General features: G+C 66.4%; 29 protein-coding genes. 17 read left to right on the forward strand and 12 right to left on the reverse strand.

What is annotated here, in order from left to right; all coding sequences use genetic code 11:
- Positions 1–19: 19 nt before the first annotated feature.
- The gene (locus JJ918_RS00945) at positions 20–217 is read left to right on the forward strand and encodes a DUF1674 domain-containing protein (protein WP_291882105.1); all 198 of its coding nucleotides are present in this window, start codon (positions 20–22) and stop codon (positions 215–217) included.
- 426 nt (positions 218–643) lie between these two features.
- Positions 644–895: a hypothetical protein gene (locus JJ918_RS00950; protein ID WP_291882108.1), complete on the forward strand. Its 252-nt coding sequence runs from the start codon at positions 644–646 to the stop codon at positions 893–895.
- 520 nt (positions 896–1,415) lie between these two features.
- On the opposite strand, the gene pyrF is transcribed toward JJ918_RS00950, so the two are convergent.
- From pyrF to glsA, 3 genes are all read right to left on the reverse strand, one after another.
- Positions 1,416–2,117 carry an orotidine-5'-phosphate decarboxylase gene (gene pyrF, locus JJ918_RS00955; protein ID WP_291882111.1) on the reverse strand — a complete coding sequence of 234 codons (702 nt, stop codon included), beginning with the start codon at positions 2,115–2,117 and terminating at the stop codon, positions 1,416–1,418.
- Positions 2,118–2,126: 9 nt separating this feature from the next.
- Complete coding sequence (locus JJ918_RS00960) at positions 2,127–2,753, reverse strand: LysE family translocator (RefSeq protein ID WP_291882112.1); 627 nt, start codon at positions 2,751–2,753, stop codon at positions 2,127–2,129.
- A gap of 81 nt (positions 2,754–2,834) precedes the next feature.
- Complete coding sequence (gene glsA / locus JJ918_RS00965; RefSeq protein ID WP_291882115.1) at positions 2,835–4,112, reverse strand: glutaminase A; 1,278 nt, start codon at positions 4,110–4,112, stop codon at positions 2,835–2,837.
- A gap of 536 nt (positions 4,113–4,648) precedes the next feature.
- Here glsA and JJ918_RS00970 point away from each other — a divergent pair.
- The 4 genes from JJ918_RS00970 (at position 4,649) to JJ918_RS00985 (ending at position 8,461) form a co-directional block, all read left to right on the forward strand.
- Positions 4,649–5,881, forward strand: coding sequence for an argininosuccinate synthase (locus tag JJ918_RS00970; protein ID WP_291882118.1), 1,233 nt, complete (start codon positions 4,649–4,651; stop codon positions 5,879–5,881).
- A gap of 205 nt (positions 5,882–6,086) precedes the next feature.
- Positions 6,087–7,223, forward strand: coding sequence for a HAMP domain-containing sensor histidine kinase (locus tag JJ918_RS00975; RefSeq protein ID WP_291882121.1), 1,137 nt, complete (start codon positions 6,087–6,089; stop codon positions 7,221–7,223).
- Positions 7,224–7,346: 123 nt separating this feature from the next.
- Positions 7,347–7,985 carry a hypothetical protein gene (locus tag JJ918_RS00980; RefSeq protein ID WP_291882124.1) on the forward strand — a complete coding sequence of 213 codons (639 nt, stop codon included), beginning with the start codon at positions 7,347–7,349 and terminating at the stop codon, positions 7,983–7,985.
- Positions 7,985–8,461 (forward strand): low molecular weight protein-tyrosine-phosphatase, encoded by a 477-nt coding sequence (locus JJ918_RS00985; RefSeq protein ID WP_291882126.1) that lies wholly within the window; start codon positions 7,985–7,987, stop codon positions 8,459–8,461. The genes JJ918_RS00980 and JJ918_RS00985 overlap by 1 nt, the downstream gene beginning before the upstream one ends.
- On the opposite strand, the gene thpR is transcribed toward JJ918_RS00985, so the two are convergent.
- Complete coding sequence (gene thpR, locus JJ918_RS00990) at positions 8,446–8,985, reverse strand: RNA 2',3'-cyclic phosphodiesterase (protein ID WP_291882128.1); 540 nt, start codon at positions 8,983–8,985, stop codon at positions 8,446–8,448. The genes JJ918_RS00985 and thpR overlap by 16 nt on opposite strands.
- Positions 8,986–9,200: 215 nt before the next feature.
- Here thpR and JJ918_RS00995 point away from each other — a divergent pair, with 215 nt between their 5' ends.
- Entirely contained in the window at positions 9,201–9,971 is a 771-nt protein-coding gene (locus JJ918_RS00995; RefSeq protein ID WP_291882130.1) for a Bax inhibitor-1/YccA family protein, read from the forward strand.
- A 261-nt stretch (positions 9,972–10,232) separates the two neighbouring features.
- Here the strand turns inward: JJ918_RS00995 and JJ918_RS01000 are convergent, their stop codons facing one another.
- The gene (locus tag JJ918_RS01000; protein WP_291882132.1) at positions 10,233–10,574 is read right to left on the reverse strand and encodes a DUF2794 domain-containing protein; all 342 of its coding nucleotides are present in this window, start codon (positions 10,572–10,574) and stop codon (positions 10,233–10,235) included.
- A gap of 296 nt (positions 10,575–10,870) precedes the next feature.
- Here JJ918_RS01000 and JJ918_RS01005 point away from each other — a divergent pair, with 296 nt between their 5' ends.
- The 7 genes from JJ918_RS01005 (at position 10,871) to JJ918_RS01035 (ending at position 17,581) form a co-directional block, all read left to right on the forward strand.
- Positions 10,871–11,620, forward strand: coding sequence for an ABC transporter ATP-binding protein (locus tag JJ918_RS01005; protein ID WP_291882134.1), 750 nt, complete (start codon positions 10,871–10,873; stop codon positions 11,618–11,620).
- Positions 11,620–12,360 carry an ABC transporter permease gene (locus tag JJ918_RS01010; protein ID WP_367277615.1) on the forward strand — a complete coding sequence of 247 codons (741 nt, stop codon included), beginning with the start codon at positions 11,620–11,622 and terminating at the stop codon, positions 12,358–12,360. Before JJ918_RS01005 ends, JJ918_RS01010 begins: the two co-directional genes overlap by 1 nt.
- Positions 12,357–14,204: a Gldg family protein gene (locus JJ918_RS01015; RefSeq protein ID WP_291882138.1), complete on the forward strand. Its 1,848-nt coding sequence runs from the start codon at positions 12,357–12,359 to the stop codon at positions 14,202–14,204. Before JJ918_RS01010 ends, JJ918_RS01015 begins: the two co-directional genes overlap by 4 nt.
- Complete coding sequence (locus tag JJ918_RS01020) at positions 14,201–15,277, forward strand: DUF4340 domain-containing protein (protein ID WP_291882139.1); 1,077 nt, start codon at positions 14,201–14,203, stop codon at positions 15,275–15,277. The genes JJ918_RS01015 and JJ918_RS01020 overlap by 4 nt, the downstream gene beginning before the upstream one ends.
- A complete protein-coding gene (locus tag JJ918_RS01025; protein ID WP_291882142.1) occupies positions 15,243–15,623 on the forward strand; it encodes a VOC family protein in 381 nt (126 codons plus the stop codon). The genes JJ918_RS01020 and JJ918_RS01025 overlap by 35 nt, the downstream gene beginning before the upstream one ends.
- A gap of 270 nt (positions 15,624–15,893) precedes the next feature.
- On the forward strand, positions 15,894–16,889 hold the full coding sequence (locus tag JJ918_RS01030) for a GlxA family transcriptional regulator (protein ID WP_291882144.1): 996 nt from the start codon (positions 15,894–15,896) through the stop codon (positions 16,887–16,889).
- 2 nt (positions 16,890–16,891) lie between these two features.
- The gene (locus tag JJ918_RS01035; RefSeq protein WP_291882147.1) at positions 16,892–17,581 is read left to right on the forward strand and encodes a DJ-1/PfpI family protein; all 690 of its coding nucleotides are present in this window, start codon (positions 16,892–16,894) and stop codon (positions 17,579–17,581) included.
- A 202-nt stretch (positions 17,582–17,783) separates the two neighbouring features.
- On the opposite strand, the gene mmcB is transcribed toward JJ918_RS01035, so the two are convergent.
- Positions 17,784–18,233, reverse strand: a complete 450-nt coding sequence (gene mmcB / locus JJ918_RS01040; RefSeq protein WP_291882149.1) for a DNA repair putative endonuclease MmcB — start codon at positions 18,231–18,233, stop codon at positions 17,784–17,786.
- 89 nt (positions 18,234–18,322) lie between these two features.
- Here mmcB and JJ918_RS01045 point away from each other — a divergent pair, with 89 nt between their 5' ends.
- The gene (locus JJ918_RS01045; protein ID WP_291882151.1) at positions 18,323–18,733 is read left to right on the forward strand and encodes a metallopeptidase family protein; all 411 of its coding nucleotides are present in this window, start codon (positions 18,323–18,325) and stop codon (positions 18,731–18,733) included.
- Positions 18,733–19,500 (forward strand): FRG domain-containing protein, encoded by a 768-nt coding sequence (locus tag JJ918_RS01050; RefSeq protein ID WP_291882154.1) that lies wholly within the window; start codon positions 18,733–18,735, stop codon positions 19,498–19,500. The genes JJ918_RS01045 and JJ918_RS01050 overlap by 1 nt, the downstream gene beginning before the upstream one ends.
- A gap of 1 nt (position 19,501) precedes the next feature.
- Here JJ918_RS01050 and JJ918_RS01055 read toward each other — a convergent pair whose 3' ends face one another.
- The 4 genes from JJ918_RS01055 to JJ918_RS01070 form a co-directional block, all read right to left on the reverse strand.
- Positions 19,502–20,206, reverse strand: coding sequence for an NAD-dependent deacylase (locus JJ918_RS01055; RefSeq protein WP_291882157.1), 705 nt, complete (start codon positions 20,204–20,206; stop codon positions 19,502–19,504).
- Positions 20,207–20,505: 299 nt separating this feature from the next.
- Positions 20,506–20,898 (reverse strand): 50S ribosomal protein L19, encoded by a 393-nt coding sequence (gene rplS / locus JJ918_RS01060; protein WP_291882159.1) that lies wholly within the window; start codon positions 20,896–20,898, stop codon positions 20,506–20,508.
- Positions 20,895–21,635 (reverse strand): tRNA (guanosine(37)-N1)-methyltransferase TrmD, encoded by a 741-nt coding sequence (trmD, locus tag JJ918_RS01065; RefSeq protein WP_291882161.1) that lies wholly within the window; start codon positions 21,633–21,635, stop codon positions 20,895–20,897. Before trmD ends, rplS begins: the two co-directional genes overlap by 4 nt.
- Before the next feature lie 80 nt (positions 21,636–21,715).
- Entirely contained in the window at positions 21,716–22,366 is a 651-nt protein-coding gene (locus tag JJ918_RS01070) for a hypothetical protein (protein WP_291882164.1), read from the reverse strand.
- 129 nt (positions 22,367–22,495) lie between these two features.
- Between JJ918_RS01070 and JJ918_RS01075 the strand changes: the two genes are divergently transcribed.
- Positions 22,496–23,005 (forward strand): hypothetical protein, encoded by a 510-nt coding sequence (locus JJ918_RS01075; RefSeq protein WP_291882168.1) that lies wholly within the window; start codon positions 22,496–22,498, stop codon positions 23,003–23,005.
- Between the two features lie 132 nt (positions 23,006–23,137).
- On the opposite strand, the gene rimM is transcribed toward JJ918_RS01075, so the two are convergent.
- Both rimM and rpsP read right to left on the reverse strand, forming a co-directional pair.
- The gene (gene rimM / locus JJ918_RS01080; protein ID WP_291882171.1) at positions 23,138–23,683 is read right to left on the reverse strand and encodes a ribosome maturation factor RimM; all 546 of its coding nucleotides are present in this window, start codon (positions 23,681–23,683) and stop codon (positions 23,138–23,140) included.
- A 198-nt stretch (positions 23,684–23,881) separates the two neighbouring features.
- A complete protein-coding gene (rpsP, locus tag JJ918_RS17200; RefSeq protein WP_367277611.1) occupies positions 23,882–24,343 on the reverse strand; it encodes a 30S ribosomal protein S16 in 462 nt (153 codons plus the stop codon).
- Positions 24,344–24,351: the final 8 nt, after the last annotated feature.

The raw sequence follows: 24,351 nt of genomic DNA on the forward strand, positions 1-24,351 counted from the left end.
ACGGCAAGACGGGACGGACATGGCGGGAATCCCTGCTGATGCGGCGCCCGGCAAGACATTGAGCCCGGCCGCCCGGCGGGCGCTGGAAGAGGCCGAGGCGCGCCGAAAGGCGCAGGTGGAGGCCGAGCTGCCACCGGAAACCGGCGGACGCCGCAACGGGCCGGAACCCACGCGCTATGGCGACTGGGAGAAGAAGGGCATTCTAAGCGACTTCTGAGGGGGTGGGGACAGGTGTGTGCTTATCCCCGGTTTCGCGTGCCGGGTGCACGGGCTTCGCAAGGCTGACCGTCCGCGATACTGTGCCGGAATGGCACACGCTTTACGCCCTGTTTTCATGGTTTTGGCGACCGCCCTCCTGGCGGCTCCGGCGGCATTTGCGCAGACCGGCAGCGCGCCGGCGCGGGAGTGTTCGCCCGAGGATATCCGCCAGGCCCTGGCGGGGGCGTATACTGGCCCTGCCTGCCGCTTCACCCAGATGCCGGATGAGGCGCAACGCCCTCATTCGTCAGGGTTTTCCGCCGATGCGGCCCGGCTGGAAGGGGCACCGCGGCAGACCCGTCGCACAGACGTCGCACAACTGCACCATTCGTATGACATAGCGGCCACATACGAGACCCGTTACAGCGACACCCCGCGACACCCTGTGACACAGACCGCGGATTTCGCGCCGGCTCGCCGCGAGACCGTCACCCTGGATCCGAGCTTTTTCACCGGACCGCTGGCCGGCGGGGTCGAGCGTCCCTTCACGCCGCTTTACAGCTATCGCGGGATCGTGCTGATTGCCGCCTCGGGCGAGGTGCGCACGCGTCTCGCCGGCATGCCCCACGCCACCAGGCGGGTGCGCGCTATGGATACGCAGGCGCGTGCGGCTGTGCGGGCCTATCCTTACGATTAGGCGGGTTTCGGTTCGGGCGGATGCCGATTGCGCCTATCCCCACCGACCGTCATCCAGACGAAAGTCAGGACCCAGTTCATAGGGCGGGGCTGGTGCAAATTCGCGCTCATCCCGCACGACGGCCTGATGTGATCCGAACCCATCTCGCGCAAATCGCGCTTTGCGATCTGGGTCCTGACCTTCGTCAGGATGACGAGGTTTGGTTGAACAGGGAGGAAGCACCCATTTCTCCCGGCCACCCGCCTTCGCGGGCGCAGGCTACAGCCTGCGCAAGCAGGCTGCAGATCCGGGATCGACCGAAGGTCTCTTCAAGCGATGAGTTTCCCGTCGGTCCCGGCGCTTCGCCCGGCCTGCGCCGGGCTTTCAGCCGGGAAAAACGTGGAGGCGGTATGGGTAAGCGCGAACTCGCACCTACTTCGCGCTATGAACTGGGCCCTGACTTTCGTCAGGGTGACGGCGGATGGGAGCGGCCGGAATGGTGTCTATCCATCCGCGATGACAGCAGAAAAGCGTGAAGCGCTCAGGCCGGGACGCCGGCCATCTCTTCCACGATCGCCCGGGCGGCGGCGGCGGGATCTTCGGCGGCGTTGACGGGGCGGCCGACCACGAGGTGGGTGGCGCCCTGGGCGAGGGCTGCGGCCGGGGTGGCGACGCGTTTCTGGTCGCCGATATCGGCGCCGGCCGGCCGGATGCCCGGGGTGACGATCAGGAAATCATCGCCGAAGCGCTGGCGGATTTCGGTGGCTTCGTGAGCGCTGGCCACGACACCGTCGACACCGGCCTCGAGCGCCTGTTCCACACGGCGCAGGACGAGATCGCGGGCGCCATAGGCATAGCCCATCTCGGCCAGCATGGCGTCGTCATAACTGGTCAGCACGGTGACGCCGAGAATGCGCAGTTTCGACCCTTCGCGCCCGGCGACGGCGGCGCGCATCACCGGCGGTTCGGCGTGCACGGTCAGCAGGTCGGCGCCGCCGGCGGTGATCGACCGGGTCGCCTTTTCCACCGTGGCGGGGATGTCGTGCAGCTTGAAGTCCAGGAAGACGTCCTTGCCGGCACCCTTCAGGCGGCGGCAGAGGTCCATCCCGCCCACGGGGAGCAGCTGGAGACCGATCTTGTAGAAGCTGACGGCATCGCCGACGGCCTGGGTGATCGACCAGGCCTGGTCGGTCGTCGGCACGTCGAGCGCGACAATGAGGCGGGGATCTGCAGTGTGTGACATGGGCGCTTTCTAGGTCGCATTGCCCGAAAAGATCAAGCGCAGACCGAGTCCGCCGAACGCCGTGGCGGCAACGCCGTTGAGCACGCGGCGGGAAATCCGCGAGGATTTCAGCTGCTGCTGGGCGGCGCCGGCGGCAAACACGATCACGGTCAGCACGCAGCCGCCGATGGCGAAGAAGACCAGGCCGAGCGTCAGCATCTGCAGCCAGACCGGACCCAGTTCGGCATTGGTGAATTGCGGCAGCAGCGCCAGGAAGAAAAGGCCGATCTTGGGATTGAGCAGATTGGTCACCAGGCCGCGGCGGAAGGCGCGTGCGGCGCTGCCGGCGCCCTCGGCCTCGATCGGCGCATCCAGGCTGCGAAAGGTTTTCCAGCCCAGCCAGATCAGATAGGCGGCCCCGGCATAGCGCACGGCTGTCAGGGCATGTTCGGAGGCGGCGATCAGCGCCGCCAGCCCGCCGGCAGCGGCAATCGTCCACACCAGACCGCCGGTGCAGATGCCTGCGACAGCGCCCAGACCGGCGCGCGGCCCGCGCGAGGCGGCGGTGGCGAGGGTGAAGGCCATGTCGGGACCCGGTGTCAGGGCCAGGGCGATGCCGGCGGCCAGGAAAAGCGGGAAAAGCGAGAGGTCAAGCATGGCGGACTCCGGGCCGGTTTCCGGCACTATGACGCCATCCCGCCGCTCTGGCGAGCGTTGTCAGTCTGCGGCGACGCGGGTTCAGTCGGTCGCGACGCCGGCGAAGATGTGGAACGGGTAGTCCTCGATCAACCGCCGGGAAAACTCGATACCACGCACGCAATTGCCCTGCCGGTCGAGCCGCGGCGAGAACAGCGCGATACCGGCGATACCGGGTATGACGATCATCAGACCGCCGGACACACCGGACTTGGCGGGCAGGCCGACCGAGAAAGCGTATTCGCCGGAATAGTCGTACATGCCGCATGTCAGCATCAATGACAGCGTATTGCGCACGATGCGCGGGTCGATCACCCGGTGGCCGGTGAGCGGACACACCCCGCCATTGGCCAGCATGGCGGCTGCCACTGACAGGCCCTGACAGTCCAGCGTCAGCGAACAGGTGCGGAAATAAAGATCGAGCGCGGCTTCGGTATCGGCGCCTTCGGGAAAGGCGTCATGCTCGTCCATCAGCTTGACCAGGGAGAGGTTGCGCGCCGCCGTCTGGCGTTCGGAGTGATAGACGGCTTCGTCAAAGCCGCATGCCGCTCCGCCCGCTGCCGAGGCCACGAAGCGCTGCACCAGGTCCTGGCGGTCGGCAACGGTGCGCGAGGGGCGGATCATGGCGGTGCACATGATGGCGCCGGAATTGATCATCGGATTGTGCGGCCGGTTGTCCGGGTCCAGCGCCAGCTCGTTGAAACGGCGGCCCGAAGGTTCGCGGCCGACATGGCGGTGCACCTGGTTCTCGCCGTTCAGCGCCAGGGCGAGGGCATAATTCAGCGGTTTCACCACCGATTGCAGGCAGAAGGCCTGCTCCGCATCGCCCAGCGCGAGACGCTGGCCGTCCAGGCTGCACACGGCCAGGCCGAACTGGTCCGGGTCCTGGCGGGCCAGTTCGGGGATATAGCTGGCCACCGTGCCGGCGCGGTTCTCGCGGGCATAATCGAACAGATTGGCGATGCGGCCGGAAAACCCGCCGAAACCGGCAATGGCCAGCTGGCCGTCCAGCGCGCGCTCCATGAGGCGCAGCGCGTCCGCCGGGATTTCCGCGCTGCCCTCGAACACGTCCGGTTTCAGCGGACGGGTCTCCCCTTCCAGCGCCGCTTTCAGGCCGGCAAGGCGCGGAATGGCGAGATCGATCCCCTCGCGCGCCAGCCGCTCCGCCAGCGCCTGCGTCGTGCCGATCCCGGCCTGTTTCGCCGTGCGGCACAGCGCACGCAGCCGCTCATCCTGCGCCGCCCGGTCACTGCGATCATGCTCGAAGCGCGCACGGCGCCCGCGAAAACGGGAAAATCGGGACAGTCCGGACCGGTTCATACGGCGAGCATGACGCGGATTGCGTGTGTGTCCAAGCGGGGTTGGCGGTTTGTCCGATTTCGCCCCGTGCGGCCTCACTCGCCGTCATCCTGACGAAGGTCAGGACCCAGTTCATAGAGGGAGATTTGGGCTTTAGGGGCTCGGATCGAGCGGTGCCTTCACGAGGGATAGGTGCGAGGTCGCGGCCACTGCGCTCTATGACCTGGGCCCTGACCTTCGTCAGGGTGACGGTGTTTGTTGCGGCGTTTGCGCTTTCTACTTCCAACTCTCTCCACTTTTCCCGGCCACCCGCCTTCGCGGGCGCAGGCTTCAGCCTGCGCAGGCAGGCTGTAGATCCGGGACCGACCGAAGATCATTTCAAGCGATGAGCTTCCCGTCGGTCCCGGCGCTTCGCCCGGCCTTCGCCGGGCGTCCGGCCGGGAAAAATGTGGGGGAGAAGGCGGTCTTTGCAGTGCCAAACCTGTGCACCCGATCATTCCCCTTGCGTGCGCACGGGCTTGGCGGTAGGCGAACGGCAGACGAAAAGGAAATGCGCCATGCCTGCCAAAAAGCCTGTGAAAAAGGTTGTTCTTGCCTATTCCGGCGGTCTCGACACGTCGGTGATCCTGAAATGGCTCCAGGATCAGTACGGCGCGGAAGTCGTGACTTTCACGGCCGATCTGGGCCAGGGCGAGGAGCTGGAACCGGCGCGCAAGAAGGCCGAAGCGGCCGGCGTGAAGGACATCTTCATCGAGGATCTGCGCGAGGAATTCGTGCGCGACTTCGTCTTCCCGATGGTGCGCGCCAATGCGGTCTATGAAGGTCTTTACCTGCTGGGCACCTCGATCGCCCGGCCGCTGATCTCCAAACGTCTGGTGGAGATTGCCCACGAAACCGGCGCCGACGCCGTGGCGCACGGCGCGACCGGCAAGGGCAATGACCAGGTGCGGTTCGAGCTGGGGGTCTATGCGCTGGACCCGGACCTGCGCGTGATTGCACCCTGGCGCGAATGGGATCTCAATTCGCGCACCAAGCTGATCGCCTATGCCGAACAGCACGGCATCCAGGTGGCCAAGGACAAGCGCGGTGAGGCGCCCTTCTCGGTCGACGCCAATCTCTGGCACACCTCGTCGGAGGGCAAGGTGCTGGAAAATCCGGCCGAGGAAGCGTCCGACATCGTCTTCCAGCGCACGGTCGACCCGGTCGATGCGCCGGACACGCCGGAATATGTCACGATCAGCTTCGAGCGCGGCGATGCGACGGCGGTGAACGGCAAGGCCATGAGCCCTGCCACCCTCCTGACAGAACTGAACGAGCTGGGCCGCAAGCACGGGATCGGCCGTCTCGACCTGGTGGAGAACCGCTTTGTCGGCATGAAGTCGCGCGGCATCTACGAGACGCCGGGCGGTACCATCCTGATGGCGGCCCATCGCGGCATCGAACAGCTCACCCTCGACCGCGGTGCCGCGCACCTGAAGGACGAGCTGATGCCGAAATACGCCAAGCTGCTCTATGAAGGCTTCTGGTTCTCGCCGGAGCGCGAAATGCTGCAGGCGGCGATCGACAAGAGTCAGGAGTATGTCACGGGCGATGTTCGACTGAAACTCTACAAGGGTTCGGCCAATGTCGTCGGCCGGTCTTCCGACCACACGCTGTATTCCGAGGCGCATGTGACCTTCGAGGAAGACGATGTCTACGACCAGAAGGACGCCGAGGGCTTCATCCGCCTCAATGCGCTGCGCCTGCAGCTGATGGCGCGCCGCAAGCGCCGTCTGGGCCGCAACGACTGACCCCGGCGGAGCGCAATTTCCCTGTTCCTGCCGCCTGTTCGCCGCATTCCGTCGCGATGAATGAAAAATTCATTGCGCCGGGCGGCGCTTTACACCGCCACCCCCCGGGGCAAGGGTTACCGACTGCCGGCAGCGAGGCCGGCGGCGGATATGGAGCAGAGCGGGCGTTTGACCATGTGTACCCCGGTCAGGGGCGGGTGAGGACATGCACTCGGCCCTGCTGACGATATTGCTGGATTTGCTCTTCGTCGCGGCCGGGACGGTCGCGGCCGCCTATCTGTGGACGCATGCCCGGTCGATCGAGTTCGCCGGCGCGGTGCGCGCCGTGCAGGTGCTGTCCGTCGGTATCGTGCTGTGGGCCGCCTATTATCTCGCCGATGCCCTCCTGCACATTGCCGGCCCGCTGGTACTGCCGCCGGATGTGCTCGCTGTCTGGGTGGACCTTGCCGGCCACCGCATCCGTCCGCTGTCCGATGCCGTGGCCGTCGGCCTGATGCTGATCGGCTTCGTGATGCTGATCCGGCGGCTGGGACGGCTCCTGTCGCGGATGCGGCGCTCGGCGAGCCGGATGCAGGTCGAGCTGTCCTCACGCGATACGCTGGAGGCGGAACTCAAGACCGAGGCCGAGATGCAGCGTGCCCTGCGCCAGTCGAAATCGGAATTCCTCTTGGGGCTGAGCCATGAGCTGCAGACCCCGCTGAACGGCATTCTCGGCCTGGCCAGCCTCTTGGCCAATACCGAGCTCGATGCCGAACAGCGCCGCCTGCTGACCACGCTGGAACAGTCGGCCCAGTCGACGCTGCACCGGGTCAGCGATGTGCTGGACCTGTCGCTGCTGGAAAACGGCAAGGTGGAATTACGCAGCACGGTGTTCGAGCCGTGCGAGCTGATCCGGTCGGTGACCGGCCTGTTTGCGCCGCTGGCGGCCGAGCGCGGCCTGGAACTGGGCCCGGCCTGCGGTGATGACGGCAAACAGCCGATGATCGGCGATCCGGGCCGGATCAAGCAGATCCTCACCCATCTCGTCTCCAACGCGATCAAGTTTACCCCGCAAGGGCGGATCACCGTCCATGTGAAAGCCGAGCCCATCGATCCCGATCATGCGCGCCTGACCTTCACCGTCACCGATACCGGGATCGGCATGACGCCGGAAGAGCTCGACCTCGCGACCGAGACGCGCACGCTGCGTACCGGATCTGGCAGCGGGATCGGCCTGTCGATCTGCCGCCGCCTGGTCGATCTGATGGAGGGCGAGCTGACCTTCGACAGCACGCCGGGCGAGGGCACGCAGGCGCGCGCCTGCATTGTCGTGCAGGTCGAGCCGGACACGGTTGAGGTCTGATCTGCGGGCGAGGTCTGAGCCCCGGCGGCGCGCCGGGCCGCAATCTGTCCGCTTCCTCATGGAAGGGTAATTTGCCTGCCGGGCTGTCGCGGCTAGTCTCGCCCGGACAAGGGGAGGTTCATCATGATCACGACTTATCTTTCCGCACTCATGCTCACGGCTGCGGGCCTGGACGGCGCCGCTGCGGCGGATTTCGACCGTCCGGCCCTGCTGGAACTGGCACCGGCGGACGTGCAGGCCGATATCGCCGCGTCCGGCCGCCACATCCTGGTGGTGCGGCATGCCTACAAGATCTCGCCGGACTGCAACGGCATGGAATGCCCGCTCAGCGAGGCGGGCGAGGCGATGGTGACGCGGCTGTCCGGCCTGCTGGGCGAGGCGCCGGTCGACCGGGCCTATGCCAGCGCCGCCTGCCGCACCCGGCTGACGGCGGCGGCCGGCCATGCCGAAGTGGTCGTGCACCAGGCCGTTGACGGCTATGCCGCCGACTGCACGCCGGGCGCCACGATCGAACGCCAGCGTTCCGCGGCCTTCGCCGAAGCCCGCGATGGCGAGGCCCGCTGGACGCTCGCCGGCGAGCATTCCAACACCTCCTGCCTGTGGCTGGCCGAGTTTGCCGGCGTCTCCGCCGCCGAAGCCGCCGGCTGCGAAGAGGGCCGTCTGCCGGAAACCGCCTATGGCGACATCTACTGGCTTTACCAGTCCGGCGGTGACTGGCAGCTCGCCGTGCTGCCCGGCGCCTTCAGCGTCGATGCCGAGTGATGCGTCTGCTCTTCGTGTGCACCGGGAATATCTGCCGTTCGCCGACGGCGGAAGCGGTCGCACGGGCACGGATCGAGGCGCTGGGGCTGGACTGGAGCGTCGATTCCGCCGGCACCAGCGGCTGGCATGAAGGCGAGCCGCCGGATCCGCGCAGCCAGGCGGCGGCCGCCGCCCGCGGCTACAGTTTCGACGGGCTCGCGGCGCGGGCCCTGGTGGCGGAAGACTTCACCCGCTTCGACAATATCCTGGCCATGGACAGTGGACATGACAGCCATCTGCGCCGTCTTGCACCACCGGGCGTGTCGGGCCGGATTTCCCGCCTGATGGACTGGGCGCCGGACAAGCAGATGGGCGATGTGCCGGACCCATATTATGGCACCGATGCCGGGTTCGAGGATGTGCTCGATCTGGTTGAGGCCGGGGTGGACGGGCTGATTGCCGCGCTGCGTGCGCAGCCCGGTCAGGCCAGCGGGTAATCGGCCTCGGCTTCGTAGATATTGGCGTCGCCGCGCGTGATCCAGCTGGAATAGAGGCTGAAATGCGTGGCCATCCAGGCCTCGGTCTCCAGATCGCTGGCGCGCTGGGTAAAGCGGTTGGCCTTGTCCACGGGCGTGCCCTGCAGATAGGCGATCGTCATGTGCGGGTGGAAATTGCGCGTCTCCGGCTTCAGACCGGCGCGCCGCGCCGCCCGCTCGCACTTGCCCGCCAGCGTGGCAACGGCCTCGCCGGCCTCGACGCCCAGCCAGAGCGCGCGCGGATCGGCCTTGCCGAACCAGCCCGCCCCCTTGAGCCGCACGGTGAAGGGGTCCATCCGGATATTCGCCAGCTCGGCATCGAGATCCTCGGCCGTGCGCTCGTCGATCTCGCCGAAAAAGCGCAGCGTGATGTGGAAATTCTCCACGGGCCGCCAGCGCGCGCCCGGCACGCCCTTCTGCAGGCGCACCAGTCCGGCGCCGATGTTTTCGGGCACGGGCAGGGCGGCAAACAGGCGCAGGGACATGGTCCGGAACTCCGCAACGGGCTCTTTAGTGCCTAGGACAGTTTGTGCCGGCTCGGCAATGGCGCCCGGGACGTGTCAGCGTCTGACAGGGGGGACGCGACCCCCGTTGCGTCCCGCCTTGCCATTTTCGCCGGTCGCCCCGATATTGCCCGTCAAAGCGCCCTGTCGGCGCGCGGCGTGTTTCCGCACGCCCTGACTACGAGAGAGACGTAACGATGAACGACTTTTCCCGCACCTATTCCGGCGCCCAGTCGATGGACATGTCGCGGGATGCCGGCCTGCGCAAATTCATGCTCGGCGTCTACAACAAGATGGGCCTGGGTCTGCTGATCTCGGCCGCTCTGGCCTATGCGGTCGGCACTGTGACGCCCCTGACCATGCTGGTCTGGGGCACGCCGCTGCTCTTTGTCGTGCAATGGGGCCCGCTGGCCCTGCTGTTCGGCTCGATGTTCTTCATGCGCAATCCCTCGCCCACCGGCTCGGCCTTGCTCTACTGGGCAATCGTCGCCCTGATCGGTACGGGTCTGAGTGTCTGGGTCGTTGCTGCGGGCGGGTACGCGCCGGAAGGTATCACCACGTCGGGCGGCCGCACGCTGGCGATCAGCTGGGCGACCATCGTCCAGGCCTTCACCATCACCGCCGGTGCCTTCCTGGGCCTGTCGGTGTTCGGCTATACGACGAAGATCAACCTGCAGCCGATCCAGTCCTTCCTGTTCATGGGTATGATCGGCGCGATCATCCTGGGTGTGCTGAACGCCTTCTTCTTCCACTCGGCCGGCCTGGAACTGCTGCTGCAGTTCGGCGTGCTGCTGCTGATGGCGGGCGTGACGGCCTGGCAGACCCAGAGCCTGAAAGTGATGTACTATCAGGTGGCGGGCGACCAGCGCTCGATGGCCGTGCTCACCAATATGGGCGCGCTGAACCTCTACATCGCCTTCATCAACATGTTCCAGATCATCCTCTCGCTGCTCGGCAGCCGCGAATAGGATCAGCGGACATCGCACAGAAAACGGCCCCCGGGGAAAACTCCGGGGGCTTTTTTGTGGGTGTTGGGGGGCCAGGCGCGCTGTCATCCCGGCCGTATGGCCTGCGCAGGCAGGCCGGAGGGCCGGGACCCATACGCTCGCTGTCTGCCGAAAGCAGGTTCGATACCGACGACATCTGGGCACGCACCGGGATTATGGGTCCCGGACGTGCGCCCCGCCTGTACGGGGCATTCATCCGGGATGACAAGTGTCGCTGAAGTTTCAGTCCACCACGTGGAAGCGCTTCTTGTCGAAGATGCGCAGGACCTGGGCGAGGTCGTGGCCGCGCTTGAGGATCTGGCCGTCCATGCCGACCACCTTGTAGGCGCCCTGGCGCTGGGCGTCGGCGGGCGTCTTGATCACGGCATACATCGGCATCTCGCTGTGCCGGCGGAAGATCGAGAACACGGCCTGGTCGCGAAGGCCGTCAATCGCATAATCCTTCCATTCGCCGCGCGCGACGAAATGGCCGTAGACGCGCAGGATGGTGTCCAGTTCCCGGCGCTGCCACATCACCGATTGTGGCGCCGGACGCACGCTGTGAGGGCTTGCTGTCACCCGCATTCTCCCATGGGTTGAATGGCCGTTTACAGCTTACAAACATTTCACGCGGTGCCGCAAAGTCGCCACATTCCCGACCAGTTCCCGCCATACCGCGAAGCCACCGTCCAACGCGTCGGCCGGTCGCGTCAACGTTCCGGATCCTGGATTTAGACAGCCCCCCCAGCCCCCCGGGTCAAGGAGCGGCGGTCCGGTCGACACCCTCACCCCCTCTTTTGCCCGCCTGTTTCGCCTCTGGCCAAGCGCGCGCCGGCACGCTAACGCTAGGGTCCTCTCAGCCTGGAGTCTCCGAGCGTTACATGCTGGTTGCCGACCATCTGACCAAGGATTTCGGACCGCGGCGCGCCGTCGACGACGTCTCCTTCACGCTGGAGCGCGGCGAGGTGCTGGGTTTTCTCGGCCCCAATGGCGCGGGCAAGACCACCACGATGCGCATGCTGGCCGGCGCGCTGGAAGCGGATGAGGGCCGCGCCTCGATCGCCGGGCATGACTGCGTCGCGGCACGCCTGGAAGCACAGGCCCGGCTGGGCTATCTGCCCGAGGGCGCGCCCGCCTATCCGGCCATGTCGCCGCGCGATTTCGTCGCTTTCAGCCTGCGCGCGCGCGGCTTTTCCGGGGACAGTCTGAAACGCGCCGCCACGCTGGCGCTGGAGCGTGCGAATCTGGGCGGTTATGAGCATCAGCCGATCGGCACGCTGTCCAAGGGCTATAAACGCCGCGCGGCGCTGGCGGCCGCCATCGCCCATGATCCGCAGGTGCTGATTCTCGACGAACCGACCGACGGGCTGGACCCCAACCAGAAGGACGGGGTGCGCCAGCTGATCCGCGACATGGCACCGGACAAGGCGATCATCATCTCCACCCACATCCTCGAGGAAGTGCCCGCCGTGTGCTCGCGCGCCATCGTGATAGCCCGCGGGCGGCTGCTGTTCGACGGTTCGCCGCGCGAACTCGCCGAGCTCGCTCCGGAACGCCAGATCGAGGCCGCCTTCCGCCAGCTCACCCTGGCCCCGGCCGGTGATGGCAATACGCCGGAGGCGGCCGCGTGATCCACACACTCTGGGCCATCTACCGGCGCGAACTGGGTGCCTATTTCCTGACGCCGCTGGCCTATGTCTTTCTGGCCGTGTTCGGCTTTGCCGCGCCGGCCTTTGCCTTCCATGTCGGCCGTTTCTTCGACACCAACCGCGCCGATCTCGCCCCGATGTTCGACTATCTGCCCTGGCTGCTGGTCATCCTGATGCCGGCGCTGGCGATGCGCGCCTGGGCCGAGGAGCGCGATCGCGGCACGCTGGAATTCCTGATGGCCCTGCCGATCCCGCTCTGGGCGACGGCGGGCGGCAAATTCCTCGCTGCCTGGACGATGGCAGCCCTGGCCATCGCGCTGACCTTCCCGATGTGGATCGCGGTCAATTATCTCGGCGAGCCGGACAATGCGGCTATCGCCACCGCCTATCTGGGCACGCTGCTTCTGGCCGGGGCCTATCTGGCGGTCGGCCAGGCCCTGTCGGCCACCACGGCCAACCAGGTCGTCGCCTTTGTGCTCGGCGCCGGAGCGGCCTTCCTGCTGACCATGGCGGGCCTGCCCTTCGTGTTGTCCGTGCTGGGCGCCAGCGCCCCGGCAGCGGTAACCGAATTCGTCGCCGGCCTGTCGGCGCTGGATCACTACAACGCCTTCCGCAATGGCGTGATCGGCCTGGCGGACCTGGTCTACTTCCTCGGCCTGATCGGCATCTGCCTGACCATGGGCGGCGCGCTGGTGTCCGAACGGCGCGGAGGCGGCCGATGAAACGCGCCCTCTTCACGCCGCTGATGCTGCTGGCGCTCGCCGTGATCTTCCTGGCGGGCAACCAGATTGCCGGGCTGACCCTGCGCAGCTGGCGGCTCGACCTGACCGAACAGGGGCTCTACCGCCTCTCGCCGGGCACGGAGGAGGTGATCGCCCGCCTGACCGAGCCGGTGGAGTGGCGCTTCTACTATTCCCGCGCCGAGGCCGCCCAGTATCCCGCGATCCGCGCCTATGCCAGCCGGGTGCGCGAAATGCTGGAAGCCTATGCCGACCGCTCCGGCGGCATGATCCGCCTGACCGAGATCGACCCGCAGCCCTTCTCGCCGGACGAGGATGCCGCGCTGGAGGCGGGGCTTCAGGCTGTACCGACCGAGGCCGGCACCTCGCTCTATTTCGGCCTGGTGGCGCGCAATTCCATCGACGAACAGGCGGTGATCCCGGTCTTCCGCGAGGATTCCGAGGCGCGGCTGGAATACGATCTCACCCGTGTCATCTCCGATCTGGAACGGCCGCGCCGGCCGCGTATCGCCGTTGTCACCAGCCTGCCGATCACGCCGGATACCGGTGCGCCCAACCGTTTCGTCACCGAGCTGAGCGGCGCCTATGAGATTGTCTGGGTGGATCGCGATTTCCAGGACCTGCCCGAGGCCGACGCACTCCTGCTGCTGCATCCGGGCGAGCTGAGCGAGGCGCAGCTCTACCGTATCGACCAGCATGTGCTGACCCGCGGGCGGCTGCTCGCCTTCATCGATCCGCTGGCACATGTCGCCCTGCGGCCGGGACCGGACGGTCTGCCGCCGATCCGCGCACGGCGGTCTTCGGATCTGGGGCCGCTGCTGGCACGCTGGGGCGTGCGCTATGACGCCCAGAGCGTCGCCATGGACCGGGCGCTCGGCCTGCCGGTCGAGATTGTCGATGCCGACGGGCGGGCGCGCCGCCGCGCCTATCCCTTGTGGTTCTCGGTCGGCCAGGCCCAGCTGTCCGGCGAGGACCTGGCCACGGCCACGCTCGATCTGGGGATCAATTTCGGCTCGCCCGGCTATCTCGAACCCGTCGGCCAGCCCGGCATGACCGTGACACCGCTGGCCGTCACCTCGCCGGAAGGTGCCGCTGTCGATGCCGATATCGCTGCCGGTGCGCCGGGGCCGGACGATCTTCTGCGCGGTTATCAGCCCGCACCGGCACCGCTGGTGCTGGCCGCACGCCTGTCCGGCCTGCCGGAGACGGCCTTCCCGGACGGCCCGCCCGCAGGCGACACGCTGTTCAGCCCGGCCGATCATGTCGGCCAGGCCGATGCGCCGGTCGACATCACCGTGGTCGCCGACGCCGACTGGCTGGACGACACTTACTATGTCCGCTCCGACCCGGCAGTCGGCGACATGATGGTGGCCGACAATCTCACCCTGGCGCTGAACCTGATCGACATGGCGGCCGGTGACCGGGCGCTGATCGAGGTGCGCTCGCGCACGCCCTCGCTGCGGCCGATGAGCCGGGTCGACCGGCTGCGCGAGGCGGCCGAGACCCGCTATCTGGAAATCCAGGATGCGCTGGAGCAGGAAATCGCCGATGCCGAGGCGCAGCTGGACAGTCTGACCGGTTCGGGCCAGGCCTCGGCCTTCCTGTCGGCCTCGGGCGCGGCCCAGCGCGAGGAGGCCGAACGCCTGCGTCACCAGATCGCCGAGACGCGGGCCGAGCTGCGCGCCGTCGAGCGGGATTTCCGCCGTGATATCGACGCGCTGAACGCCACACTGCAATTCTGGACCATCGGCGTGCCGCCGGTGCTGATCATCCTGGCCGGGATTGCCGGTGCGCTGGTGCGCCGCCGCCGGGGGAGGCCCTCATGAGCCAGCGGATGGACCGGCAGCGCGGCATGCGGCTCGCCATTGCGGGCATACTGGCGCTGGGACTTCTCGGCCTCGCGGCCGGGCTGACCTGGAACCAGGCGCGCCAGGCCTGGCAGCCGGAGGTTTCCGGCCCGGTCCTGCCCGACTGGCCGCAGGCGGTGAGCGAGGCCGCCGAGATCGAGATCGACAGTGCCGAAGACCATTTCACCCTGACGCGCAGCGAGACGGGCTGGATCATGCCCAGCCGCGACGGCCATCCCGTGGTCGCGGGCCGGCTGGCTGAACTCGACGCTTTCCTGGCGGGGCTGGACTATGCCGGGGCGCGCACGGCGGATCCGGCCAAACATGCCCGCCTGGGCCTGGGCGGCCGGGGCGAAGAGGGCGAGGCGACCCGGGTGACGGTGCGCGACGCTTCCGGCGCCGTGCGGGTCGATATCCTGCTGGGACGCGAAACCGAGACCGGCATTTATGTGCGCTTCCCGGGCCGCAACCGCACCTATGCGGCGCGCCCGGCCGAAACGGCGGCCAGCCTGCCACCCATCGCCGAGGCGGGGCACTGGCTGGATCTGGATTTCCTGGAACTGGGCGCCAACGCCATCGCCGTCAGCACGATCGTGCCGGAAGCGGGCCCGGCCTACCGGCTGGAACGCCCCTCGCCAAGCGTACGCAGCTTCGCCCTGCGCCAGCCGGGCGGCTGGACGCTGATCACGGCGGCGGCGGGCAATGGTCCGGCCAGCGCGCTGGCGCGGGTGCGCTTTCGCGATGTGCGCGCAGCTTCGCGCCTTGAAGGCGAGGTCGTCGCCCGCCATATCGCCGAGACCTTCGACGGCGTGCGCGTAAGCCTGGACGTGCTGGCGCTGGGCGAAACGCGCTGGGCGGTGTTGCAGGCGGAAGCCCTGACCGACGATGCCCGCGACGCGGCCGGGGCGATCAATGCGGCAGCGGACGGGTGGGCCTTCCTCCTGTCGGACCTGACGCTGGACCGTCTGATCCGGCCGCTGGACCAGATTGCCGATCCCAGGCGGGAGACCGAAACCGATGCAGCTGAACCAGATAACCCTCCCCGTCAGTGACATCCCGCGCTCGAAGGCCTTCTACCTTCAGCTCGGTTTCCGGCTCCTGGTCGACAGTCCGCACTATTGCCGCTTCCTGGCGCCCGAGGGCGACACCACGTTCTCCATCCATGTCGAGACCGGGCCGGTCCATCCCGGCGCGGTGATCTATCTGGAAGACGCCGACATGGATGCGCGCGTGCGCGAACTGGAGGCGAAGGGCCTGGTCTTCGAGACACGGCCGGAAGACCAGTCCTGGCTGTGGCGCGAGGCGATCCTCACCGATCCCGACGGCCACAAGATCAAGATCTACCATGCCGGCGAAAACCGCATCGACCCGCCCTGGCGCGTGAAGCCGGAGGCTTAAGCACGGCACGTGCTGCCAGCGAGATGCGGTGGTCCTTCCCCTTGATGGGGAAGGTGGGCCAGCGCACAGCGCTGGGTCGGAAGGGGTGAACCCCGGTGCCGGTCCTTATAGTGCATGGTCTCGGATATTTCGCGCCCACCCTTTCCGCCCCTGCGGGGTACCTTCCCCATCAAGGGGAAGGACAAGAGAGCTCCGGATTCGTGTCGAATGGCCCGATTTGCCCCATGAATGGCCTTTGGGCCATAACGGGGTGAGGCTAGGGTGGCGGGCATGGATACACCGCACACCATCGTTTTCCTGATCTATCCCGGCTTCCAGCTGCTCGACCTCACCGGGCCGCTGGCCATGTTCTCGGCCGCCAACCGGGCCGCAGGCCGCCGGCTCTACGATATCCGCGTCGCCGCACCGCAGGCGGGCAATGTTGCGAGCTCGTCCGGGCTGGCCGTCGCCGCCGGGGACAGTGCGGCCGCCGCAGCGGCCAGGCTGGGCCCGGGCTCTACCGCGATCGTCGCCGGCGGCGAGGAACCGGGCGTGCGCGCGGCACTGGACGAAGCGGATGTGCAGGCCTTCATCGACACGGCTTTCGATCGCGCCGGACGCATCGCCTCGGTGTGCTCCGGGACTTTCCTGCTCGCCCGCCGGGGCCATCTGGACGGCTGCCGTGTCACCACGCACTGGCGGTCGGCAGCCCGGCTGCAGCGCTATTATCCTGCGCTCGAAGTCGAGCCCGACGCGATCTTCGTGCGCGACGGCAAGGTGTGGACTTCGGCCGGCGTGACGGCGGGGATCGATCTCGCCCTCGCCCTGATCGAGACCGATCATGATCGCGATCTCGCCCTGGCCGTGGCGCGCGAGAATGTCGTCTACCGCATGCGGTCCGGCGGGCAAGCACAGTTTTCCGCCGATCTGGCCGCCCAGGGCGCCGATGATCGCCGGCTGGCGCGCCTCGCCGAGGCGGTGCGGGCCGCGCCGGAGCGTGACTGGTCGGTCACCGCGATGTGCGACACGCTCGCCGTCTCGCCGCGCACGCTGAGCCGTCTGTGCCGCCGCGAGATGACCACCTCGCCGGCCGCTTTCATCGAACGCGTGCGGATCGATCTGGCGCGCTGCCTTCTAGTCGAGACCCGCCAGCGCATCGACATGGTGGCGCAGGCCTGCGGCTTCGGCACGCACCAGCGCATGGACCGCGCCTTCATGCGACAGCTGGGCGTCACGCCCAGCGATTACCGCGCCCGTTTCACCTCCCCCCTGAAAGAAGAGGCCTGATCATGACCGCCACGCTGAATATCGGTTTCCTGCTGTTCGACGATATCACCCAGCTGGACTTCACCGGCCCGCTGCAGGTCCTGTCCCGCGTGCCCGGCGCGAAAGTGCACCTGGTCGGCAAGACGCTGGACCCTGTACGCACAGATTGCGGCCCCTTCATCCTGCCGGACACGACGATCGCCGCCTGTCCCGATCTCGACATGATCTGCATTCCCGGCGGATTCGGCGTGGATGCGGCGATGCAGGACGCGGAGATCGTCGATTTCGTCAAACGCCAGGGCGCCCAGGCGCGCTATGTCACCTCGGTCTGCACCGGCGCTTTCATCCTGGGTGCAGCGGGCCTGCTGGCGGGGCGTCAGGCAACCACGCACTGGCGCTATCACGAGCTGCTGGCAGCCTTTGGCGCCGAACCGGTGAAGGCGCGCGTGGTGCGCGACGGCAATCTCTTCACCGGCGGCGGCGTGACGGCGGGGATCGATTTCGCCTTCACCGTCGTCGTGGAACTGGCCGGCGAGACCGTCGCCCAGGCGATCCAGCTGGGCCTGGAATACGATCCGCATCCGCCCGTCGATTGCGGCAGCCCGGACAAGGCCTGCCTGCACGTCCGCGGCGCTGTGGAACAGCGTTTCGCCCCGCGCGTCGAGGCTTTCGAGGGGCTGCTGCGCGAGATGCGGGCCGCCGAGGCGGTTTAGGGGGCAAGCGTTGTCATCCCGGATGGATGCCCGGCGAAGGCCGGGCGCAAGTCCGGGACCCATAACCCCGGTGCTGGCTGGGCTGTCGCGTATGTCGAGCCTGCTTCCGGTCAAAAACGAGCGTATAGGTCCTGGCCCTTCGGCCCGCCTGCGCGGGCCATTCGGCCGGGATGACAGGTGGGATAGGCCGGGAAGGAAGCCCCTACTCCTCCACCCGCATCAGCCGGTCGGCGGCGGCGCGGGCGAAGCGCAGGGTGAGGGCCTTGCGGCGGGCCGGGGCGAGGGCGAGGACGGGGCTTTCGCGCACCACAGCCCCGCCGAACCCGTCGGCGATGATCAGGCCGGCATGTTCGGGGATGAGGTCGTGCGGGAAGCGCTGGGAGACGGCGAAATACAGCCGCTCGCAATAGCCGGCATAATTCTCCCACTTGTTGTCGGCGCGGAAGTCGGCAATGCCCGACTTCACCTCGACAATGGTGATCTCGCCCTTGCGGCCGAGCGCGGCGAGATCGGCGCGGCGGCCGTCGGGCAGGATGAATTCCGGGATCGCGCTATAGCCCATCTGCCAGAGCAGGCGCGCCGCCCCGCGCATCAGCGCCTGGGCGTCGTCGATATCCGGATTGGCGGCGGAGGCAACGTCGGACAGGTCCATGCCGCAAAGCATGTTCCATATTTGTTCGCGGCGCAAGCCTGCCGCGGAAACGGACTGACAGCGCCCGCCGTGGCCGGTATACGGGGACCATGACCCGATCCCTGCCCCACGACCTTTTGCCGCCCTCCCTGGAAGATTTCGAAGCCCTGGCGGGCGGGGCCTGGGAGGGTCTGCCCGACGGCTTCCGCAAGATGTGCGGCCGGGTGGAGATCTTTGTCGCCGACTTCGCCGATGGCGAAACCCTCGACGCGCTGGGCATGGCGGACGCGTTTGAACTGACCGGCGTCTATATCGGTGTCGACCTGGCGCGCAAATCGGTGATCGATCCTTCGCCGGAACCGGACCGGGTCTTCCTGTTCCGCCGCCCGATCCTGGACGAATGGGCCGAGCGCGGCGACATCCCGCTGGGCGAGCTGATCGCCCACGTCCTCGTGCACGAGATCGGCCATCATTTCGGCCTCTCCGACGAAGACATGCACCGCATCGAGGATGAGGGCTGATGAGGAATAGCGATACGGCAGTAAAGGTTGTCGACTGCGTTGCCGACTTTGTGCGGGCGGTCGAGAGCTACGACCACCAACTCGAAACGTCGTGGGTATTCAGAGGGCAAACGCAAGACTGGGATCTGATACCAAGCGCAGCGCGACACGGTTGGTATAATTTTGTGGAACTGGACCTAGTCCAACGGTGGCATCGGGAAGCCGCAGGCATTCTAGGACTCGAGGATCGCGCCGATTTAGTCGAATTGCTCCCCCATGCTCAGCACCACGGCGTTCCGACGCGGTTGTTGGACTGGACTGAAAATCCGCTTGTAGCGCTCTGGTTCGCAGCAATCGACGGCATTGAACTTACATACCGTTATGCGAGCGTAGACGAAGCCGCTAAGAGGCGTGAAGAAATTTTATCGCAGATTTCGAACGGATATGTGTATATAACCACGCCTTATAACATAACAGACGGCTCGAAAGACATACTGAATTCAAAAGAAACAAATTTCATATTTCCAAAATTTAAAAACCCCAGAATGAATGCGCAAAAATCTGTTTTTTCATCGCATAGTCTTCCGTTTAATGATTCCATTGGTCAATTTATGTTCATCAATAAAATACAAGTTCGTGACTTCGCGAAAGGAAAAATTCTAATAGAATTAGACAGATTGGGTATAAGTTATTCAACAATATTTCCAGATATTGAAGGATTGTCGTTGCAGTACAAATGGAACGCGCGTCGAGAAAATAGACGAATTCGCTCACCCAAGCAGGCCTAATTCAATCCAGAAACGCCTCGGCCCAGGCGGGTACGGCGGCGCTGGCCGGGCCGGTGATGTGGCTGTCGAAGACGGGCGAGGTATCGGTTTCCGCGAGGTTGATCTCGGTGAGATGGGCGCCGGCGCGGCGGGCGATTTCGGAGAAGCCGGCGGCGGGATAGACCGTGCCGGACGTGCCGATCGCGACGAAATGAGTGCAGGCCTCCAGCGCCTGGAAGATCAGGTCCATCTCCAGCGGGATTTCGCCGAACCACACCACGTGCGGCCGCAGGAAGCCGGGCTGCTGGCAGCGCGGACAGGGCGTGTCCGTACCGATCTCGCCGAAGGCCGTGGCGACCGTGTGGCAGGCCTCGCAACGCATCTTCTGCAACTCGCCATGCATGTGAATGAGGCGCTGCGAGCCGGCCTGCTCGTGCAGATCGTCGACATTCTGGGTGACCAGCAGGAAATCGCCGCCGTGCGCCAGCCAGTCGCGCTCCAGCCGGGCCAGGGCCGCATGCGCCGCATTGGGTGAGGCGTCTGCCAGATTGGCGCGGCGGGCATTGTAGAATTCATGCACTTTGAAAGGCTGGGCCGCGAAGGCTTCCGGGGTCGCCAGCGCCTGCCAGTCAAACTTCGCCCACAACCCGTCCGTATCGCGGAACGTGCCTAGCCCGGACTCCGCCGAGATCCCGGCGCCGGTGAGAATAACGAGCGAGCCTGTCATGGGGCCGAGTTAAGCGGGATTGGCGGGTGAGGTGAAGGCTTGCCTCACATTCTTTGTCATCCCGGCCGGATGGCCCGCGCAGGCGGGCCGCAGAGGCGGGACCCATACTCGTGTTTTGAGCCGGAAGCAGGCCCGGCATCGGCGACACCCGGGCGAGCACCGGGGTTATGGGTCCCGGACTTTCGCCCCGCCTGCGCGGGGCGTTCATCCGGGATGACAAGTGTGACGCCGACAAACGCAAACCAAAAAACCCCGCCGGTTTCCCGGCGGGGTCTTTGAAATCGCGCGAGGGCGGAAGCCTATTTCTTGGCTTCGCGCTTCTCGATGCCGCGGCCGGTGACGCGTTCGGCGATACGGGCCGACTTGCCGCGACGGTCGCGCAGGTAATACAGCTTCGCGCGGCGGACCTTGCCCTTCCGCTTGATCTCGATCAGCTCGACATTCGGCGAGTAGACCGGGAAAACGCGCTCGACACCTTCACCGAAGGAAATCTTGCGGACAGTGTAGCTCTCGTTCAGGCCGCCGCCATTGCGGGCGATGCAGACGCCTTCGAACACCTGGATCCGCTCACGGTCGCCTTCCTTGATGCGAACATGGACGCGCAGCGTGTCGCCGGCGCTGAAATCCGGGATGGTCTTCTCGCCCAGAACGCGGGCGGCTTCTTCTTTTTCAAGCTGCTCGATCATGTTCATCGTGCATTCTCCTTGCGCGCCACGTACCTCGCCCAGAGGTCGGGGCGCCGCGCCTTCGTAATCTCTTCCGCCTGTTCCCGGCGCCAGGCCTCTATCCGGCCGTGGTGCCCCGAGAGCAGGACTTCGGGGATCTCTTCATCCTCGAACACGCGCGGACGCGTATAGTGAGGATATTCGAGGAGATCGCCCTCGAAACTCTCATCTTCGGCCGAGGCCGGATCACCGAGCACGCCGGGGAGAAGTCTCACACAGGCCTCGATGAGAACCTGGGCAGGGCCTTCGCCACCGGCCAGAACGGCATCGCCGACACTGACCTCTTCCATCCCGCGACTGTCGATGACCCGTTGATCGAGCCCTTCGAACCGGCCGCAGAATACGACAACGCCAGAACCGGCCGCCCATTCCCGGACCCGGGATTGAGAGAGCGGTCGTCCTCGCGGCGTCAAATAGATCAACGGCCGTTTCCCGCCTTGCCAGCGAGACTGCACCGTATCAATCGCCTCCGCGGCTACATCCGGCCTGAGCACCATACCAGCGCCTCCGCCGGCCGGGGTGTCGTCCACGGAGCGGTGCTTATGACGGGAAAAATCCCGGATGTCCACAGTTTCCAGCGCCCACAACCCACGATTCGCAGCTGCGCCGATCAGCGACACGCCAAGCGGTCCGGGAAACGCCTCCGGAAAGAGGGTCAGGGCCGTTGCAGTCCACGGCAGGGAAGGGACAGGCGCGTCAGTCATGGCGCGCGGGTTTAGCAGGGATGGGGGCCAATGGGGAGGGGATTAGCAGACGAGGCGCAAAATCCCGGTTATCGAAGGCCTCATTCCCGCGAACACAGGCTGGGCAGGCGTGACGGGTCGGGCATGGGGCTTGGGGGTTCGGCATACTGGGCTTGCCCCGGGCGCCCGACGATGACGTGTGCGGTGTCGAGGGTTTGTTCATCGATGCAGTACCGCACGGCGACCGGAAGATAGCGCCAGGTCTGTACGCCCTCGCGCCCTGCTCGCGTCAGCCGTCGTTCAGAGCCGGAGGCATCGCCGAAGCATTCCACCTCGACATCGGCGGGCCGGCCGTTCGGGTCCGGTTCGATGGCGAAGGCACAGAGCATGTGCCGGACGCCGCGCTCGACGGCGCGCGTCGGCATCTGCATTCCTGACCCGACAACGCGTTGTCCGGGAAGCGGGGTCCAGCCAGTACCGGAGTTCTGAAAATGGATCTCTTCGGCGAAGGTCAGCGTCCGGTATCGCATCGGGCGGATGTCGAGGTCTAGGGCGGCAAGGGCGCCGTCTGCGGCCTGTTGCAGGCCGGGGAGGTTGGCCGGGCATTCGGCCCGGAAGCTGTCCGGCCCACGGCGTTCGGCATCCTCGCCTTCGGCGATCAGCGCACAGCTGGCCTGTTGCGGGCCCTCTTCATCCATGTGGGCGATGGCCAGCAGCCCCGCTGCGCCGAGAAGTCCTGTCAGCCAGCTCATCCTGTCCCTCCGGTCTCTACCCCAGAGTTGCAGCCTTGTGTGCTACGTTCAAGTGGAGACGCACCCATCCGGGAACAAAGCGGGGACCGGGCCGTTGGTCGGGGTGAAACCTGATCCGGAGATACCGCCATGGTCCGCCTGTTCCGCATGCAAACCGCCGCCTGCCGTTTTCTGGGGCTGGGCGCTGTCAGCGTCCTTGCGCTGGCGGCCTGTTCTGAAGGGGCGACCGGGCCCGGCGCGGCCGGAGACGCGGAACCGGGCGTCGAGATCGGCACGCTCACCGCCGACGATATCCGCGGTACCGACCTGCCGGGCGAGCTGGCCTGCGCCTTCGACATCGACGACACGCCGCAGCCGGTGATGCTGGTGCGCGCGAATGTGGTGGACGAGGAATTTTCCGAAGGCGTGATCAAGGTCGATGGCCGCATCGAGCCGGTGCGCAGCCAGACGCCCGGCGGCTTCAATGCGCTGCTCGACGGCGAGACCCTGGCGGGCGGCGGCCTGACGGTGGATGTGATCGTGACAGGCGAGCCGGAGACGGCGGGCGAGGAATCCCCGCCCATGCCGGCGCGCCTAGTCTATCTCGGCGATGATGGCGCCCGCATGGTGGTCGAAGGCGAGTGGCGCTGCGGGCCGTAGAGTCTGTCTCCGGTTTCCCCGGACCCGTTCCGGGGTCTGGCGGCGCTTCAGAGGCGGACTCAACCAGGCCCCGGCACAAGGCCGGGGAAAGTGAAAAGAGATAAGCGAAGAAGACGGCAGGCGTGAAACCCGCTACTCTCCCGCCTCTTCCTCGGCCTTGCTCCCGACTTCCTCGGGCGGGTCGATCGTGATCACGCCGTCGCTGATCGAGATATGGGGCACGAAGTCGCGGGTGAAGGGCAGCATCCAGGGGCCGTTGCGGCCCGGCGTGCCGGTGATTTCCAGCAGGTCGCCCGAACCGAAATCATGGATCGCCCGCAGGGTGCCCATGGCGCTGCCGTCCAGCGCCTGCACCTTCAGGCCGATCAGGTCGGCATGGTAGAATTCGTCATCCTCCAGCACCGGCAGGGCCGCGCGGGGGATGTGAAGCCGGGTGCCCTTGAGGGCCTGGGCCTGGTCGCGGGTCAGGTTTTCGGCAAAGCGGACGATGAAACCGTCCTTCACCGGACGCCAGCTCTTGGGCGTCAAAAGGACCGCACCATCGGCATCGCGGAACGCACCGTAGGAAAAGGCGGCGTCCGGCTCGCCGGCAAAACTCTTCACCTTGCATTCGCCCTTCACACCATGCGCACCGGCAATGGCGGCGATGAAGACAAGGTCGTCGGCGGTCTGGGTCATGGTTTTGGGTCCGGCTCAAACCATCCTTCCCCTTGATGGGGAAGGTGGGCCGCGGCGGAGCCGCGGGTCGGAAGGGGTGAATCCCGGTGCAGGCAAACTCGCCAACCCCTCGCCCCCACCCCCTCCACCACGGCTGTGCCGTGGTCCCCCTCCCCCATCAAGGGGGAGGAGGGGTGTCATCGGTTGGCCGGAAAAGTCCTATTCGGACTTCTCTTCTTCGGCAGCAGCCTCTTCGGCCGGGGCTTCCTCGGCTTCAGCAGCCGGCTCTTCAGCCGGGGATTCGGCAGCCGCCTTGGCTTCCTCTGCGGCAGCCTTCTTGGCTTCTTCCTTCTCGAGGCGCTCGGCTTCGCGCTCCTTGGCCTTCTCGCCCGGCTCGCCCTTCTTCGGGTTATTGCCGTGTTCCCAGGCCCAGGCATCGGCCTCGAGCTGGTTCAGGAAGCGGCCGACGCGGTCGGTCGGCTTGGCGCCCTTGGCGATCCAGGCCTTGGCCTTTTCCATGTCGATCTTCACGCGCTCGCCATCCTTGGGCAGCATCGGGTTGTAGGAGCCGATCTTCTCGATGAAACGGCCATCGCGCGGGGCGCGGCTGTCGGCAACGACGATGCGGTAGTAGGGACGCTTCTTGGCGCCACCACGGGCGAGACGGATTTTCAGAGCCATTGTTCGAT

The organism is Maricaulis sp. (genome assembly GCF_017642925.1).
Taxonomy (GTDB): Bacteria; Pseudomonadota; Alphaproteobacteria; order Caulobacterales; family Maricaulaceae; genus Maricaulis.

What these genes read in the sequence shown, in the direction of transcription:
- JJ918_RS00945 (WP_291882105.1), top strand. Translation starts at nt 20, where the DNA reads ATGGCGGGAATCCCTGCTGATGCGGCGCCCGGCAAGACATTGAGCCCG.
- pyrF (WP_291882111.1), bottom strand. Translation starts at nt 2,117, where the DNA reads ATGTCACACACTGCAGATCCCCGCCTCATTGTCGCGCTCGACGTGCCG.
- JJ918_RS00960 (WP_291882112.1), bottom strand. Translation starts at nt 2,753, where the DNA reads ATGCTTGACCTCTCGCTTTTCCCGCTTTTCCTGGCCGCCGGCATCGCC.
- glsA (WP_291882115.1), bottom strand. Translation starts at nt 4,112, where the DNA reads ATGAACCGGTCCGGACTGTCCCGATTTTCCCGTTTTCGCGGGCGCCGT.
- JJ918_RS00970 (WP_291882118.1), top strand. Translation starts at nt 4,649, where the DNA reads ATGCCTGCCAAAAAGCCTGTGAAAAAGGTTGTTCTTGCCTATTCCGGC.
- JJ918_RS00975 (WP_291882121.1), top strand. Translation starts at nt 6,087, where the DNA reads ATGCACTCGGCCCTGCTGACGATATTGCTGGATTTGCTCTTCGTCGCG.
- JJ918_RS00980 (WP_291882124.1), top strand. Translation starts at nt 7,347, where the DNA reads ATGATCACGACTTATCTTTCCGCACTCATGCTCACGGCTGCGGGCCTG.
- JJ918_RS00985 (WP_291882126.1), top strand. Translation starts at nt 7,985, where the DNA reads ATGCGTCTGCTCTTCGTGTGCACCGGGAATATCTGCCGTTCGCCGACG.
- thpR (WP_291882128.1), bottom strand. Translation starts at nt 8,985, where the DNA reads ATGTCCCTGCGCCTGTTTGCCGCCCTGCCCGTGCCCGAAAACATCGGC.
- JJ918_RS00995 (WP_291882130.1), top strand. Translation starts at nt 9,201, where the DNA reads ATGAACGACTTTTCCCGCACCTATTCCGGCGCCCAGTCGATGGACATG.
- JJ918_RS01000 (WP_291882132.1), bottom strand. Translation starts at nt 10,574, where the DNA reads ATGCGGGTGACAGCAAGCCCTCACAGCGTGCGTCCGGCGCCACAATCG.
- JJ918_RS01005 (WP_291882134.1), top strand. Translation starts at nt 10,871, where the DNA reads ATGCTGGTTGCCGACCATCTGACCAAGGATTTCGGACCGCGGCGCGCC.
- JJ918_RS01015 (WP_291882138.1), top strand. Translation starts at nt 12,357, where the DNA reads ATGAAACGCGCCCTCTTCACGCCGCTGATGCTGCTGGCGCTCGCCGTG.
- JJ918_RS01020 (WP_291882139.1), top strand. Translation starts at nt 14,201, where the DNA reads ATGAGCCAGCGGATGGACCGGCAGCGCGGCATGCGGCTCGCCATTGCG.
- JJ918_RS01025 (WP_291882142.1), top strand. Translation starts at nt 15,243, where the DNA reads ATGCAGCTGAACCAGATAACCCTCCCCGTCAGTGACATCCCGCGCTCG.
- JJ918_RS01030 (WP_291882144.1), top strand. Translation starts at nt 15,894, where the DNA reads ATGGATACACCGCACACCATCGTTTTCCTGATCTATCCCGGCTTCCAG.
- JJ918_RS01035 (WP_291882147.1), top strand. Translation starts at nt 16,892, where the DNA reads ATGACCGCCACGCTGAATATCGGTTTCCTGCTGTTCGACGATATCACC.
- mmcB (WP_291882149.1), bottom strand. Translation starts at nt 18,233, where the DNA reads ATGGACCTGTCCGACGTTGCCTCCGCCGCCAATCCGGATATCGACGAC.
- JJ918_RS01045 (WP_291882151.1), top strand. Translation starts at nt 18,323, where the DNA reads ATGACCCGATCCCTGCCCCACGACCTTTTGCCGCCCTCCCTGGAAGAT.
- JJ918_RS01050 (WP_291882154.1), top strand. Translation starts at nt 18,733, where the DNA reads ATGAGGAATAGCGATACGGCAGTAAAGGTTGTCGACTGCGTTGCCGAC.
- JJ918_RS01055 (WP_291882157.1), bottom strand. Translation starts at nt 20,206, where the DNA reads ATGACAGGCTCGCTCGTTATTCTCACCGGCGCCGGGATCTCGGCGGAG.
- rplS (WP_291882159.1), bottom strand. Translation starts at nt 20,898, where the DNA reads ATGAACATGATCGAGCAGCTTGAAAAAGAAGAAGCCGCCCGCGTTCTG.
- trmD (WP_291882161.1), bottom strand. Translation starts at nt 21,635, where the DNA reads ATGACTGACGCGCCTGTCCCTTCCCTGCCGTGGACTGCAACGGCCCTG.
- JJ918_RS01070 (WP_291882164.1), bottom strand. Translation starts at nt 22,366, where the DNA reads ATGAGCTGGCTGACAGGACTTCTCGGCGCAGCGGGGCTGCTGGCCATC.
- JJ918_RS01075 (WP_291882168.1), top strand. Translation starts at nt 22,496, where the DNA reads ATGGTCCGCCTGTTCCGCATGCAAACCGCCGCCTGCCGTTTTCTGGGG.
- rimM (WP_291882171.1), bottom strand. Translation starts at nt 23,683, where the DNA reads ATGACCCAGACCGCCGACGACCTTGTCTTCATCGCCGCCATTGCCGGT.
- rpsP (WP_367277611.1), bottom strand. Translation starts at nt 24,343, where the DNA reads ATGGCTCTGAAAATCCGTCTCGCCCGTGGTGGCGCCAAGAAGCGTCCC.